This is a genomic window from Bacillus sp. ms-22 (genome assembly GCF_009759805.1).
GTDB lineage: Bacteria > Bacillota > Bacilli > Bacillales > Bacillaceae > Bacillus > Bacillus xiamenensis.
This window is the reverse complement of sequence record NZ_CP046653.1, coordinates 2,142,195-2,157,263: the sequence shown is the minus strand read 5'-3', so window position 1 is coordinate 2,157,263 and position 15,069 is coordinate 2,142,195. Positions and strand designations below refer to the sequence as shown.

The window sequence follows — 15,069 nt, the reverse complement described above, 5'->3', positions numbered from 1 at the left end:
TAAGCAGGTTGTTTTTGTTTACCGCTATACATTTCTTATATAACATATTTCTTTCACAAATTAGATAAAAAAACGACATATTAGAGCTTGCATTTTTTCACCATGATGATAACTTAAGATTAAGTTGAAAATACTTCATCAAAAATAAATATTTAAGTAGGTGAAAAAATGGTTGAAGCTTTTTTAAAAAGAGGAAAGCTTGTTTTTATTTTATTTTTTATCGTACTCATTGCCGGAGGTTATTTGTTTACACAGCTTCCTAAACGAGAACTGCCAGAATTTCAAGCGAATATCGTGACCATTTCGACCGTTTTTCCTGGTGCTGATGCAAAGCAGGTGGAAAGTGATGTCACCAATAAGCTCGAATCGGCCCTTTCTGATATCAATGGTGTAGAGAAAACAAGCTCTGTTTCCGCCATTGGTTTTTCCAATATTGTGCTTGAAATTGATGATCAAGCCGATTTCCAAAAGGTAGCAAGTCAAATTAAAAATGAAACCACAAATGCCGCTTCTTCCTTTCCAGATGGTGTCATGGAGCCGGATGTAAAGGACGAGTTCGGCAATGTACCGGTTGGCTCCTACATGATTGTGTCGAATACATCATCTGATTTAGCAAAAAGTCAGGAATCGCTGCGTGCGTTAAAAGAAAAAGTAGAGGACATCAAAGGTGTTGATGGTGTCGTCATCAAAGGGTTCAATGACAAACAAGCGATATTGAACTTAGATTCAAACAAGCTGGAGGATGAAGGTTTAAACGTGACCGATGTCACAAATGCCATCAATCAAGAATTTGATACATCCCCGCTGGGTGACGTTCGTTCAGCTGGAGAGAAGGTCAAGCTGTCCATTGATGCTTATGACCAATTAAATCAAATCAAAAAGATTGAGCTTTTCTCAAAAACAAAACGTGAGCCTGTCACAATCGGTCAGCTGGGCAGCTTAAAAGAAGTAGAAAAAGAGAAAAGTGATATCGTCACATATAACGGAAAACCGGCCTATTCTTTTACAGTCAATATTAAACCTGGGCTTGATATTCCTAAAATGTATGACAAGGTCAGTGATGTTATTGAAAAAGAGAAAGAGCTGCCAAATGGTGTGGAGTGGATCAACTACTATTCACAAAAAAGCGAAGTAGATGCCATTTTTAACGATTTAATCAAAGAAGCGATCGTTGCCGTCATCGCCGTCATTGTCGTCACCACACTTGGCTTAACCATTGGTGGTGCGTTTATCGTTTCACTTGCGATCCCGCTATCTATTACGATCGGAACGATTCCGCTCCCGTTTTTACAAGTGGACCTTAACCAAATTTCGATTATTGGCTTTATCATTGCATTAGGGATACTTGTGGATGACGCCATTGTGGTCAACGATAATATTTTAAGGCAGATGAAAAAGCACGAAAGCCCTCTCAAAGGAACCATTGCAGGGGTAAAAGAAGTCGCTGGATCTATTGTCACCTCAACGCTTGCAGTTGTATTTGCCTTCTTGCCGCTTGTTTTCCTATCTGGTGCGAACGGGGCATTTATTCGGGCATTACCGTCTGTTCTTGTCACAACTGTACTGGCGTCGATGGTCATTTCTTTGACACTTGTGCCAGTCTATCAATATACCGCAAACCGAAAAAGAAAGAACAAGAAGATACAAAAAGAACCTGGATTCTTAGGCAAACCATTAAAAAGATTAGCCGATTTTTATGCAGACGGTGTGCTGACAAACATCGTGAAACGTCCACTTTTGATTGGACTTAGCGGTTTGCTCGTTTCGACACTTGCCTTTTTACTCATTTTCGTCACACCATTTGAATTTTTCCCTGCGGCGAATAAGAAGGAGGTTGTCGTCACTGTCACACTCCCAAGTGAAACAACCTTGGATAAAACAAATGAAACACTAGAGAAAATAGAACAAGAGATCAAACAGCAAAAAGGAATTGAAGAGACGGCTATTTTTGCAGGCGGCGGTGTGCCGAACTTGTTTAATGAAAGCATCTCAAACGCAAGTGATCACACGGGTCAGGTTGTTGTAAGGGTCGACAATGATCAGATGACAAGTAAAGAATTGATAGATCGTATGACAGAGCCTTTGCGAGAGAAATTTAAAGATGCGGATATCTTTATGAAAACCATTGTTCAAGGACCGCCAACTGGAGCACCTGTGACCGTGACCATTGCAGGAGAACAATTTTCAAAGCTGGTTGATGTGAAAGAGACGCTCACAAAAGAAATGAAAGAAAGCGGAGCGAGTTTGATCACAGACGATGTCAATCAGCCGGTGAAAACCATCTCATTTGAATTAAATCGTGACCGAATGGCACAGGATGGGCTCACCGCGCAGTTTGTCAGCAGACAGCTTGGGCTTGTGACAGAAGGAATTCCACTAGGCTCCTTTAAACAAGGAACAGATGACATCGATTTAGTGGTGAAACAGGATATGGGCACACATCAAAATGGATTGAAGTTAAAAGACATTAAGGTGCCTGTGAGTACAACTGACAGTGGTATGCCTTCGCTAGAGCCGCTTAGCCGGTACGTAAAAGAAAAACAAACAGAGCAGTACGAAAGCATTCCGCATGAAAACGGGATTCCGACCATCACATTAAAGGCATATCCTGGAACGTCAGATACGTTTAAAGACGATATGACAGAAGTCGTCAATCAAGTTGGAAAAAGTGATGCAGCGAAGGACTTGACCATTTCTCAAGGTGGAGAAAATGAAGATCAAACCCAATTCTTTATTGAAATTAGCCTCTTATTTGGGGTCGTCTTACTGCTCATTTATGTCACCATCGCCTTCCAGTTCAATTCACTCATGCTTCCGCTTTTAGTTCTTGGAACTGTTTACTTAGCGATATCAGGAGCGATTATTGGACTATTTGTAACTCAAACTCCGTTTAGCTTTATGGCAACAATGGGTATTGTGTCATTAGCAGGTATCGTGGTCAGAAATGCGGTTGTCTTGTTTGAATTTATTGAACAGCGCCGCAAACAGGGGCTTGATCAACGAACAGCGGTCATTGAAGCGGGAAGAGCAAGGATTAGACCGATCTTGTTAACGGCATTCACAGCACTCGTTGCCCTTATGCCTGTTGCATTAAGCAATGATCCACTCTTTAAGCCGCTGGCGATCTGCATCGTATCAGGTGTCTTTTTCTCCACGATTCTGACACTGCTGATTGTGCCGGCCTTATATGTGGCTGTTTCAAAAAAACGCTGACAATCCTGAAGCAAATCTCCTTCTATTTGGAGATTTGCTTTTTTTATAGAAAAATATCCAAAAAAATATGTGGAGTGTTCATTTGTTCTTATAGAGTGGACAGTGGTATTTACGGCTAAAATAAGACGTGTTAAAATCTGATTGGGAGAAGTTTTTTGACAAAGGGGTTGTACGTCATGTGTGGAACGATGAAAGCGATTGTTAAAAAAGAAAGCGCTTACGGAGCGGTGATGATGGAGAGGCCGATTCCGGAAATTAATGATCATGAAGTGCTCATCCAGGTGAAAGCCACATCAATATGCGGGACCGATGTGCATATTTATAATTGGGATGATTGGGCAAAGGCGAGAGTCAAAGCACCGTACATTTTTGGTCATGAATTTACAGGGGAAGTTGTCAAAGTGGGAAGCCAGGTCTCACGTGCAAAAGTAGGGGAGTTTGTATCGGCTGAGACGCATATTGTATGTAATCAGTGCTATATGTGTTTAACAGGGCAGCAGCATTTGTGCAGCGAAACGAAAATTTTAGGGGTAGACATTGATGGCTGCTTTGCTGAATACGTCAAAGTACCTGAACAAAATGTATGGCATAACCCAGATCAAATGCCAGTAGAGCTTGCATCCATTCAAGAGCCGCTCGGAAATGCTGTTCATACAGTTCTCCATACACCTGTTTCAGGAAAGTCAGTGGCGATTTTTGGCTGCGGGCCAATCGGTTTAATGGCGATCGCGGTCGCGAAAGCCTCTGGGGCTGTGCAAGTGTTTGCTGTTGATAAAAACGAATACAGGCTGGACCTTGCCCGAAAAATGGGTGCAGATCATATCGTGGATATCGGAAAAGATGATCCTGTTGAAATGATTAAGCAGCTCACGCGGATGGAAGGGGCAGACGTGATGTGTGAGATGTCAGGACACCCTGTTGCGATTAATCAAGCACTCGAAGCTTGTGCAAATGGCGGGAAAGTCAATATACTAAGTTTGCCAGAGCGGCCAGTGACCATTGACATTACAAATCAAATTGTTTTTAGGGGATTAACCGTTCAAGGGATAACGGGGAGAAAAATGTTTGAAACGTGGCGTCAAGTATCTGAACTTTTAAGAACTAATACCATTGATGTACAGCCAGTTGTCACGCATACGCTGCCATTTGAAGATTTCAAAAAGGGGTTTGAACTCATGAGAAGTGGTACGTGCGGGAAGATCGTACTGATGATGCCATCATATCAAAGGGGGACGAAATGATGAAAGAATTTACGTATTTACAAGATGAATTAGACGCAATGAAGCAGCAAGGTACTCATCAAACGTTGAAAGAAATTGATTCCAAACAATCATCCACGGTTACATTAAATGAACAATCCGTCATACAACTCTCTTCAAACAATTATTTAGGACTCACCTCACATCCAAGGCTGATGAAAGCGGCAAAAGAGGCGATTGATGAATTTGGTGCTGGTACAGGATCTGTAAGAACCATTGCTGGAACGATGACGATGCACGAACGGCTTGAAAAAAAGCTCGCTGCTTTTAAAAAGACAGAGGCAGCCTTAGTATTCCAATCAGGCTTTACGACCAATCAAGGGGTTTTATCGAGCATCCTCACAAAAGATGATATTGTCATTTCAGATGAGCTCAATCATGCCTCGATCATCGATGGGATTCGGTTAACAAAGGCAGATAAAAAAGTATACGGGCATTCTAATATGGAAGAGCTAGAGAAAATTTTAAAGAAATCCATGAATTACCGCATCCGTCTTATCGTGACAGATGGCGTGTTCTCAATGGATGGAGATATCGCGCCGCTGCCTGAAATCGTCAGGCTGGCAGAAGCATATGATGCCTTTGTAATGGTTGACGATGCTCATGCGTCTGGCGTGCTTGGTGAAAATGGGCGAGGAACCGTTAACCATTTTCAGCTTGACGGCAGAGTGCATATTCAAGTTGGCACACTGAGTAAGGCTGTCGGTGTGCTTGGCGGCTACGTCGCTGGTTCTGCGGTTTTAATCGACTATTTAAAGCATAAAGCAAGACCATTTTTATTCAGCACCTCACATCCGCCGGCTGTCACAAGAGCCTGTGAAGAAGCCATTGACGTGCTGTTAGACGAACCGGAGCGCATTGAAACACTTTGGGAGAACGCTAATTATTTTAAAGAAAAAGTCATCGGTCTTGGATTTGAGGTGGCGCCAACAGAAACGCCTATTATTCCAATGATGATTGGAGACGAGGCACTGACTTTCCGGTTTTCTAAGGCATTAATCGAGCGAGGCGTCTTTGCTCAGGGGATTGCTTTCCCAACCGTGGCGAAAGGAAAAGCGAGAATTAGAGCGATCATCACAGCAGAGCACACAAAAGAAGAACTTGACCGTGCACTAACCATCATCGAAGAAGAAGCGAAGAAATTGAATATACTTGATTGAGAGAGCGAGGGCTCTCTTTTCTTTTGATAAAGAGTGTTGATGACTGTCCAGATGAATAGACATTTTTCATAGAAAAACCACACATGAATTTATTTTCAATTCATCACAAAATAGTCTATACTGTAGGGTGGAGCTTGGTTTGAAAGGAGTACGAATTCATGAATGAAGAGCAGAGAAAAGCGAGCGGACAAATCAGTTCATCGGACAAAAAATCCGAGAAGGACTACAGCAAATATTTTGAAGCTGTTTACATTCCGCCTTCCTTAAAAGATGCAAAAAAACGGGGTAAAGAAGAAGTCGAATACAATCAATTTCAAATTGACGAGCGGTTTCAAGGGTTAGGGAACGGTCGCAAGTTTTATATTCGCACATATGGCTGCCAAATGAATGAGCATGACACAGAAGTAATGGCTGGTATTTTTATGGCGCTTGGTTATGAACCAACAAATTCGACTGAAGATGCGAATGTCATCTTATTAAACACCTGCGCCATTCGTGAGAATGCGGAAAACAAAGTGTTTGGAGAGCTTGGTCATTTAAAAGCATTAAAGCGTGAAAAGCCAGATTTAATCTTAGGTGTCTGCGGATGTATGTCGCAAGAAGAATCTGTCGTCAACCGTATTTTAAAGAAACATCCATTTGTTGACTTGATTTTCGGAACGCACAACATTCACCGCCTGCCAGAGCTTTTATCCGAATGCTATTTATCAAAAGAAATGGTCATCGAGGTTTGGTCGAAGGAAGGCGATGTGATTGAAAACCTTCCAAGAGCCCGCCAAGGTAAAATCAAAGGCTGGGTAAACATTATGTACGGCTGTGATAAATTTTGTACCTATTGCATTGTTCCTTACACGCGCGGTAAAGAAAGAAGCCGCCGTCCAGACGAAATTATTCAAGAGGTAAGACGTTTAGCGGCAGAAGGATATAAGGAAATTACCCTTCTTGGTCAAAACGTGAATGCGTATGGAAAAGATTTTGAGGACATGGAATATGGTCTTGGTCATCTGATGGATGAGCTGCGTAAAATTGATATCCCGCGTATCCGTTTTACTACAAGCCATCCGCGCGACTTTGATGATCACTTAATTGAGGTGCTTGCCAAAGGCGGCAACCTTCTCGATCATATTCACTTGCCAGTTCAATCAGGAAGTTCTGCTGTCCTGAAGCTGATGGCGAGAAAATATGACCGTGAGCGTTACCTAGAACTTGTGCGTAAAATCAAAGAAGCAATGCCAAACGCTTCCTTGACAACGGACATTATTGTAGGGTTCCCAAATGAAACAGATGAGCAGTTTGAAGAAACTCTATCCCTCTATCGAGAGGTTGAGTTCGATGCGGCTTATACGTTCATTTACTCTCCGAGAGAAGGCACACCAGCAGCGAAAATGAAAGACAATGTGCCAATGCGTGTGAAAAAAGAACGTCTACAGCGCCTGAATGCACTCGTGAATGAAATTTCCGCGAAAAAAATGAAGGAATATGAAGGGCAGACTGTCGAAGTATTAGTAGAGGGTGAAAGTAAAAACAACCCTGAGATCCTAGCCGGATATACAAGTAAAAGCAAGCTTGTGAATTTTAAAGCACCAAAAGAAGCGATTGGCAACATCGTCAAAGTGAAAATCACACAAGCGAAAACTTGGTCTCTTGACGGAGAAATGGTTGGAGAAGCTATCGAGGTGAATTAAAATGACGCTTTATTCAAAGAAAGAGATTGTCGAGCGCGCAAGAGAGCTCGCGAAAATGATTTCTGAAACAGAAGAAGTTGATTTCTTCAAGAAAGCAGAAGCGCAAATCAATGAAAATACAAAAATTTCGACGATCATTAATCAAATTAAGGCGCTTCAAAAACAAGCTGTGAATTTAAAGCATTACGGCAAACACGAAGCCTTAAAGCAAGTTGAAGAAAAAATCGATGCCCTGCAAGAAGAACTGGATGACATTCCAGTGATCCAAGAATTCAAAGAATCACAAATGGAAGTCAACTCTCTGCTTCAGCTTGTAGCACACACGATTTCTAATCAAGTAACGGATGAAATCATCCTTTCAACCGGCGGTGACCTTTTATTAGGAGAAACCGGTTCAAAAGTGAAAAACTCATCCCCAAGTTGCTCCATTAAATGAGAAAACCCCGCAGATGCGGGGTTTTTTGTTTTTTGAATACGTATTTATATGTTATTTGAGGTTTAGTGTTTAAATTTCCTTGACCTTATAGTGAAATATTGAGGTGACTAGTATTATAAGAAGTTTCTATCTGTTAAATGGATACAGTTCTAATTGTATTCTAAGATTTTATTCGGAAATAGTAGAAAATCCATATTTGAATGTTGAATATGTGTTATTTTTATTTTAAAGGCTGTGACATCAACAATTTGTTGACGTCACAGCCCCTTTTTTATTTCATGTTTAGATTATTTGTTCATAAAATGTTTAATATAAAATATAACAAAGAAGATATATTTTATGACGAAGTTCTTTCTCAGCTTCAATTCTAATTGGAAATTTACGGTGAAATCAATCTTCATTTTTATTAATGCCCCTCCTATAATAAGGGACTGTGACTTTATCATTAAACCACATTTTCCCAACACGATCAACCCCAAATCTCTCACTCTCCAACTTTTCCAATTTTCAAGGCAAGTTTATGGGCGACCATGCATACACTGAAACAGAAATGAATTTAATTGAACATGAAGCTCAAAATCGTGACACACTAGACGAATGCCCAGCATAAGATAAAACGATCAAGAACAAGGAGGCATGCCGGAATGTCTGAATACAGAGAGATTATTACAAAAGCGGTGGTTGCAAAAGGGAGGAAATTTACCCAAAGCACACACACCATTTCTCCATCGCAAAAACCAACCAGCATCCTAGGCGGTTGGATCATTAATCATAAGTATGATGCTGAAAAGGTCGGCAAAACAGTTGAAATTGAAGGAACATTTGATATTAACGTGTGGTACTCTTACGCTGACAACACGAAAACAGAAGTGGTCACAGAACGTGTGAAATATGTAGACATCATCAAACTGAGATATAAAGATAAAAATTTCCTTGATGATGAACATGAAGTGATTGCAAAAGTTTTGCAGCAGCCGAATTGTTTAGAAGTGACCATCTCTCCAAATGGCAATAAAATTATCGTTCAGGCAGAGCGTGAATTCATTGCAGAGGTAGTAGGAGAAACAAAAATTGTGGTAGAGGTCAATTCAAGCTGGAAAGAAAAAGATGATCATGAGTGGGAAGAAGAAGTGGATGAGGAGTTAGAAGACATTCATCCAGAATTCCTAGCAGGTGATCCTGAAGAGTAATTGATGACTAGGGCGCATATCTCCCTAGTTTTTTTCTGCGCTATATCAGGGGAAAAAAGGCGATTTTTTATGCTATAATGGAAGATGGCATAAATTCGAAAGTAATATAGTGAGGGATTAGAAATATGGCAAGTTATACGCCCATGATACAGCAATATTTAAAGATCAAGGCAGATTATCAAGATGCCTTTTTATTTTTCCGCTTAGGTGATTTTTATGAGATGTTTTTTGATGATGCAAAAGAGGCAGCACAAGAACTAGAAATCACATTAACAAGCAGAGATGGCGGGACGATTCCGATGTGCGGTGTTCCTTATCATTCTGCGTCTGCATACATAGAACAGTTAATTTCAAAAGGCTACAAGGTCGCGATTTGTGAGCAGGTAGAAGACCCGAAAACGGCGAAAGGTGTTGTCAAAAGAGAGGTCGTTCAACTGATTACACCGGGTACGGTTATGGATGGCAAAGGGCTGAGTGAAAACGAAAACAACTTCATAGCATCTGTTTCCAGCTTTCAACATGGGTACGGCCTTGCGCTGTCCGATTTATCAACAGGTGAAAACATGGCTGCTTTCATTGAACGGTTAGATGACGTCGTCTCTGAAATTTACTCTGTCGGTGCCAAAGAAATTGTGGTCTCAAAGCAGCTAGATGAAGAAACGGTGAAAATCCTGAGGGAACGCTGTCATGCAACCATTTCTTACGAAGATAGCAGCGAATTAATGGATGAAGCTGACGCCCTCGTTTCCCATCTTGATGAACATCTGCAGTCGACATTTTCCACCTTATATGCGTACTTAAGAAGAACGCAAAAAAGAAGTCTTGATCACCTTCAGCAAGTTCAACTGTACGAGCTGGAACAAACGATGAAAATTGATCTTTACTCAAAGCGAAACCTTGAATTAACAGAAACAATTCGCTCAAAAAGTAAGAAGGGCTCTTTATTGTGGCTGTTAGATGAAACAAAAACAGCGATGGGCGGAAGACTGCTGAAGCAATGGATCGACCGGCCGCTCATTCGCCTTTCGCAAATTAAAGAACGCCAGGAAATGGTGCAAATTCTCATGAATCATTTCTTTGAACGAGAAGATCTTCGTGAACGATTAAAGCAAGTATATGATCTCGAACGTCTAGCAGGCCGTGTGGCATTTGGAAATGTGAATGCCCGCGATCTCATTCAACTAAAGGAATCCCTAAAGCAAGTACCGGCCATTAAAGAACTCGTCCATTCCCTGCCAGAGGAAATGGCAGCATCTCGAGCGAATGATATTGACCCTTGCGGCGACCTGCTTGATTTATTAGAAGATGCTCTTTATGAAAATCCGCCAATGACGTTAAAAGAAGGCAATTTGATTAAAGACGGCTACAATGCAAAATTAGATGAATATCGTGATGCCAGCCGAAACGGCAAGGACTGGATTGCGCGGCTTGAACAGCAAGAAAGAGAATACACTGGGATTCGTTCTTTAAAGGTCGGATTTAATAAAGTATTTGGCTATTACATCGAAGTAACCCGGGCGAATACGCATCTTTTGGAAGAAGGTCGTTATGAAAGAAAGCAAACCCTTGCGAATGCAGAGCGGTATATTACACCTGAATTAAAAGAAAAAGAAGCCCTTATTCTTGAGGCAGAATCAAATATTAGCGAATTGGAATATGAACTATTTTCTGCGCTTCGGGAACAAGTAAAAGCATATATTCCTAGATTACAGCTGCTTGCAAAACAAATGAGTGAACTGGATGCGCTGCAATGCTTTGCGACCGTAAGTGAAAAGCGTCGTTATGTCCGTCCGGAATTCTCAGAGGATGAGGTAGATGTCGTTGGTGGTCGTCACCCTGTCGTTGAAAAAGTGATGGATCATCAGGAGTATGTGCCGAATGACTGCCATATGGGAAAAGGAAGACAAACTTTGCTCATTACTGGACCGAATATGTCAGGGAAAAGCACCTATATGAGGCAAATGGCATTGATCTCAATTCTTGCGCAAATTGGCTGTTTTGTGCCGGCATCAAAGGCGACCCTTCCGATATTTGATCAAATCTTTACACGTATTGGTGCGGCAGATGACTTGATCTCTGGTCAAAGTACTTTTATGGTAGAAATGCTTGAAGCAAAAAATGCGATGGTGCATGCGACGAAAAACAGTTTGATTTTATTTGATGAAATTGGACGAGGGACAAGCACCTATGATGGAATGGCTCTTGCACAGGCCATCATTGAATTTGTTCATGATCACATTGGTGCTAAAACCCTTTTCTCCACACATTACCATGAACTGACCGTACTTGAATCTCAATTAAGCGAGCTGAAGAATGTCCATGTACGAGCTGAAGAGCATGAGGGGACCGTCGTTTTCTTACATCAAATCAAAGAAGGGGCAGCTGACAAAAGCTATGGTATTCATGTAGCGCAGCTTGCTGAACTGCCTGATGCCATCATTGATCGTGCCCAGACCATCTTAACGGAGCTTGAGAGTGGATCACATGAAGTGATTCCGCGCGTGTCTCCAGCCCCAAAAACAGAAAAGGTCGAGGAAAAACAGCAGCTTTCATTCTTTGAAGTGGAAGAAAAACCGCAAACAAAACCTGTTCTGAAAAACAAAGATCAAGCGGTGATCGAAGAATTGAAGTCATTTAACTTAATGGATATGACACCGCTGGAAGCCATGACAAAGCTATACGAATTGCAAAAGAAATTATAATGTAAGGTGAGGTGAGTAAGAAAATGGCAAAGATTATTCAGCTATCCGATGACCTATCCAATAAAATTGCTGCGGGCGAAGTGGTTGAGCGTCCGGCTTCTGTCGTGAAGGAGCTTGTTGAAAATGCGATCGATGCGAGTAGTACAGTTATTGAAATCGATGTAGAAGAAGCAGGTCTTTCTTCTATTCGAATTATTGATAATGGTGTTGGAATCGATGCTGAAGATTGTAAGCTCGCCTTCCAGCGACATGCGACGAGTAAAATCAAAGATGAAAATGATCTATTTCGAGTGAGAACCCTCGGCTTTAGAGGAGAGGCGCTGCCAAGTATTGCGTCTGTTTCTCATCTTGAAATGAAGACAAGTACCGGTGAAGGAGCAGGAACACACCTAGTGCTCCAAGGCGGTAAGATCATTTCAGAGAAAAAAACCTCTGGCCGGCGCGGCACCGAAATTGTCGTCACCAACTTATTTTATAATACGCCAGCCCGTTTAAAATATATGAAAACCGTTCATACAGAGCTTGGCAACATATCAGATGTCGTCAACCGAATTGCGCTTGCTCATCCAGAAGTTTCAATTCGCTTGCGTCATCAAGGGAAAGTGTTGCTTCAAACAAATGGAAATGGGGATGTGCGGCATGTGCTTGCAGCCATTTATGGAACGGCTGTGGCGAAAAAAATGCTGCCACTTCACGTGCAATCACTTGATTTTGAAATAAAAGGATATATTTCTTTGCCAGAAGTGACGAGGGCATCACGTAATTATATGTCTTCTGTTGTGAATGGAAGATATGTGAAGCATTTCCCGCTTGTGAAAGCCATCCATGAAGGGTACCATACACTGCTTCCGATTGGCCGTCATCCGATTACATTTATTGACATGAAGATGGACCCGATTTTAGTGGATGTGAACGTACATCCATCAAAGCTTGAGGTAAGACTGAGTAAAGAGCAGGAACTTCATGAGCTGATCAAACAAGGAATTAAGGACGTGTTTCAAAAGCAGCAGCTTATTCCAAGTGCACACGTGCCAAAAAAAGCTCCAATGCCAGCTGTGAAAAATGAGCAGCAATCCTTAACGTTTGATTCCAGACAAACAAATATAAACCGAACGGAGACACCTGCACCTTATGAACCGGTCCCGCTCGAATCGGCTGTATACGAGACAAGTCAGAACGACACATACGGGATGCCTGAACCAGAAAGCCAGGCAGCATCTTTACCAGTCACGCACGAAGAAAAGCATGACGCTAGCGGGTATTTTGAGGAATCTGCGGCTTCGTATGAAGATGGGAAGCCTATGCTGAATAACAATACGGCTGAAAACGATTTTGAAAATGAACGTGTCCCTGTGATGTATCCGATTGGACAAATGCACGGAACGTATATTTTGGCTCAAAATGAACGCGGTCTTTATATCATTGATCAGCATGCAGCTCAAGAGCGAATCAAATACGAATATTATCGTGAGAAGGTAGGAGAGATTGAGCAGGAAGTACAAGAAATGCTTGTGCCATTAACCTTTCACTACTCTCAAAACGAGATGCTGATTATTGAAGAGCATAAAGATATTTTAGCAAAAGTGGGTGTCTTCTTAGAGCCCTTCGGATCAGGAAGCTACATCGTTCGATCGCATCCGCAGTGGTTTCCAAAAGGAGAAGAGGCTGAACTCATTGAAGAGATCATTCAGCAAGTACTTGATGAAAAGCGTGTGGATATAAAGAAACTAAGAGAAGAAGCGGCGATCATGATGAGCTGCAAAGGCTCAATCAAAGCAAATCGTCATTTACGTCATGATGAAATCAAAGCCTTATTAGATGAACTCCGGCAAACGAAGGACCCATTCACCTGTCCGCACGGCCGGCCGATCATCATCCATCATTCTACGTATGAAATGGAGAAAATGTTTAAACGGGTGATGTAGCAAGGTTTTAGACGGTGGTTGAATAGGTTTGCCCACCTTTTGCCCACCGATTAATTTTCAAGATACTTTTCAAAACGCTTTCTGTTTCGTGTTTTTTTGTAACGTGAAGATAAACATCCGCTGTCATGTTGATGGTAGCATGCCCGAGGCGGTCACTCACTGTTTTAATATCGACTCCACTTTCAAGAAGCATGATTGCATGAGTATGTCTTAGCCCATGAGGAGTAATGTGATGTAAATTTGTTTTTGACAGGATCGAGTCAATAGCTTTATTAATACCAAACGTTCCTATATCTTTTCCATTGGTTGAGGCTATCAATAAATTAGGTTATTGATATGCAACCCCATATTTAATTTTGTTTTTCTTTTGCCATATACGATACTTTTTTAGTTCAGTTATTAATGAGTCATCAATTGCGATTGTACGGTCGTACAACCTGCCTACTGGCATTTTAAAAGTAACAAATCCTCTTAAAGGGATCAGCAGTAAAAGCTGTACAAGAAGCGCTAGCGGCGGTTTACTACTACCCAGACAAAGGAGCAAAAAACAACGGCGTTGATGGCTATTACGGACCAAAAACAGCGGATGCGGTCAAACGATTCCAATTGATGCATGGTCTTGCAGCTGATGGCATCTATGGTCCAAAGACAAAAGCAGCGTTAGAAAAGCTATTAAAATAAAAATCTATAGACTTACATCTATAGAAAATGAAAGTACATGAAACAAACCCCTGTCCTTAACGGATAGGGGTTTGATTAATTTTATGATTTATCCTCTTTTTAATACTCGCATACTTTATCTTCGCACTCAGGCTTTTCTTTAGCATCAACAATAAATGAACCTACTTCATCATTTGCCTTATCATATATTCCCCAAATTTTTTTGTCCTTGTTTCCATTTAAATAACCATTGATTGAAATGCCACCCATTGGGTTTACCTCATAATCATTAGTATAATCAATTCGTTCAATATCATGATAGTTTGGTTTAATAAAGTCAGTCATTCTTTTCTTAGCCAAGGAATACAATTCTTCTTTTTTAGCTTCTTGGGCTTCTGTTTTTTTGTCGTGTCGTTCCTTCATAAATATCCCTCCAAGTGTTATAATAACCAGAGTTATAAGGATAATTATGTATTTTTTCATAAAACCATCCTTTCTGTCTTACATTTTACATGAGAGAAGGGGCATTGTACATGAATACAAAGACTGACATACCTAATTTAACAGATGAAGACTATTTTTCTCTTAGTCAAAATACTTATAGTGAAAAGAAAATGAAAAAAGCCTATGTTGCATTAATCTCTTCATTTGAAGGGAAATCTAAGGACGCATTGGTGCAAAGGCTCAATGAAAATGCGACTATGCTGACAAATGCAACAGAGAACAGAAGTGCCTTTCTAAGAAGTATAAAGACAAAATAGTTAACATAACCTCTTCGCAACGATGCGATGGAGGTCTTTTTTTGTTCTTTTTGCGGTATCTTTTCGGTGTGGAACATT

At 41.1% G+C, this 15,069-nt stretch carries 11 protein-coding genes and 1 pseudogene; 10 read left to right on the top strand and 2 right to left on the bottom strand.

From position 1 onward, the window contains the following. The first annotated feature begins 168 nt into the window (after positions 1 to 168). The 8 genes from GPA07_RS11290 (at position 169) to mutL (ending at position 13,570) form a co-directional block, all read left to right on the top strand. A complete protein-coding gene (locus GPA07_RS11290) occupies positions 169 to 3,213 on the top strand; it encodes an efflux RND transporter permease subunit (RefSeq protein ID WP_157292549.1) in 3,045 nt (1,014 codons plus the stop codon). Positions 3,214 to 3,389: 176 nt separating this feature from the next. Next, on the top strand, positions 3,390 to 4,454 hold the full coding sequence (gene tdh / locus GPA07_RS11285) for an L-threonine 3-dehydrogenase (RefSeq protein ID WP_157292548.1): 1,065 nt from the start codon (positions 3,390 to 3,392) through the stop codon (positions 4,452 to 4,454). Then, the gene (locus GPA07_RS11280) at positions 4,451 to 5,632 is read left to right on the top strand and encodes a glycine C-acetyltransferase (protein ID WP_145939380.1); all 1,182 of its coding nucleotides are present in this window, start codon (positions 4,451 to 4,453) and stop codon (positions 5,630 to 5,632) included. The genes tdh and GPA07_RS11280 overlap by 4 nt, the downstream gene beginning before the upstream one ends. A 158-nt stretch (positions 5,633 to 5,790) precedes the next feature. Next, positions 5,791 to 7,317 (top strand): tRNA (N6-isopentenyl adenosine(37)-C2)-methylthiotransferase MiaB, encoded by a 1,527-nt coding sequence (gene miaB / locus GPA07_RS11275; RefSeq protein WP_008358015.1) that lies wholly within the window; start codon positions 5,791 to 5,793, stop codon positions 7,315 to 7,317. A 1-nt stretch (position 7,318) separates the two neighbouring features. Next, positions 7,319 to 7,753 (top strand): regulatory iron-sulfur-containing complex subunit RicA, encoded by a 435-nt coding sequence (locus GPA07_RS11270; RefSeq protein WP_008358013.1) that lies wholly within the window; start codon positions 7,319 to 7,321, stop codon positions 7,751 to 7,753. Positions 7,754 to 8,397: 644 nt separating this feature from the next. Next, the gene (gene cotE, locus GPA07_RS11265) at positions 8,398 to 8,943 is read left to right on the top strand and encodes an outer spore coat protein CotE (protein ID WP_003212450.1); all 546 of its coding nucleotides are present in this window, start codon (positions 8,398 to 8,400) and stop codon (positions 8,941 to 8,943) included. Positions 8,944 to 9,068: 125 nt separating this feature from the next. Next, complete coding sequence (gene mutS / locus GPA07_RS11260) at positions 9,069 to 11,645, top strand: DNA mismatch repair protein MutS (protein WP_157292547.1); 2,577 nt, start codon at positions 9,069 to 9,071, stop codon at positions 11,643 to 11,645. A gap of 23 nt (positions 11,646 to 11,668) precedes the next feature. Continuing rightward, a complete protein-coding gene (gene mutL, locus GPA07_RS11255; RefSeq protein ID WP_157292546.1) occupies positions 11,669 to 13,570 on the top strand; it encodes a DNA mismatch repair endonuclease MutL in 1,902 nt (633 codons plus the stop codon). Between the two features lie 7 nt (positions 13,571 to 13,577). Here mutL and GPA07_RS11250 read toward each other — a convergent pair whose 3' ends face one another. Then, positions 13,578 to 13,889, bottom strand: a complete 312-nt coding sequence (locus GPA07_RS11250) for a tyrosine-type recombinase/integrase (protein ID WP_071167593.1) — start codon at positions 13,887 to 13,889, stop codon at positions 13,578 to 13,580. A gap of 106 nt (positions 13,890 to 13,995) precedes the next feature. Between GPA07_RS11250 and GPA07_RS11245 the strand changes: the two are divergent. Next, positions 13,996 to 14,251: pseudogene (locus tag GPA07_RS11245) on the top strand (peptidoglycan-binding domain-containing protein); the annotation flags it as partial. A gap of 99 nt (positions 14,252 to 14,350) precedes the next feature. Here GPA07_RS11245 and GPA07_RS11240 read toward each other — a convergent pair. Next, positions 14,351 to 14,713, bottom strand: a complete 363-nt coding sequence (locus tag GPA07_RS11240) for a DUF1433 domain-containing protein (RefSeq protein WP_157292545.1) — start codon at positions 14,711 to 14,713, stop codon at positions 14,351 to 14,353. 50 nt (positions 14,714 to 14,763) lie between these two features. Here GPA07_RS11240 and GPA07_RS11235 point away from each other — a divergent pair, with 50 nt between their 5' ends. Further along, entirely contained in the window at positions 14,764 to 14,991 is a 228-nt protein-coding gene (locus tag GPA07_RS11235) for a death domain-containing protein (RefSeq protein WP_008358005.1), read from the top strand. The last annotated feature ends 78 nt before the right edge of the window (positions 14,992 to 15,069 follow it).

Excerpts from the sequence above, each read along its gene's own strand:
- tdh (WP_157292548.1), top strand. The coding sequence starts at position 3,390 with ATGTGTGGAACGATGAAAGCGATTGTTAAAAAAGAAAGCGCTTACGGA.
- cotE (WP_003212450.1), top strand. The coding sequence starts at position 8,398 with ATGTCTGAATACAGAGAGATTATTACAAAAGCGGTGGTTGCAAAAGGG.
- GPA07_RS11270 (WP_008358013.1), top strand. The coding sequence starts at position 7,319 with ATGACGCTTTATTCAAAGAAAGAGATTGTCGAGCGCGCAAGAGAGCTC.
- miaB (WP_008358015.1), top strand. The coding sequence starts at position 5,791 with ATGAATGAAGAGCAGAGAAAAGCGAGCGGACAAATCAGTTCATCGGAC.
- mutS (WP_157292547.1), top strand. The coding sequence starts at position 9,069 with ATGGCAAGTTATACGCCCATGATACAGCAATATTTAAAGATCAAGGCA.
- GPA07_RS11240 (WP_157292545.1), bottom strand. The coding sequence starts at position 14,713 with ATGAAAAAATACATAATTATCCTTATAACTCTGGTTATTATAACACTT.
- mutL (WP_157292546.1), top strand. The coding sequence starts at position 11,669 with ATGGCAAAGATTATTCAGCTATCCGATGACCTATCCAATAAAATTGCT.
- GPA07_RS11280 (WP_145939380.1), top strand. The coding sequence starts at position 4,451 with ATGATGAAAGAATTTACGTATTTACAAGATGAATTAGACGCAATGAAG.
- GPA07_RS11290 (WP_157292549.1), top strand. The coding sequence starts at position 169 with ATGGTTGAAGCTTTTTTAAAAAGAGGAAAGCTTGTTTTTATTTTATTT.
- GPA07_RS11235 (WP_008358005.1), top strand. The coding sequence starts at position 14,764 with ATGAATACAAAGACTGACATACCTAATTTAACAGATGAAGACTATTTT.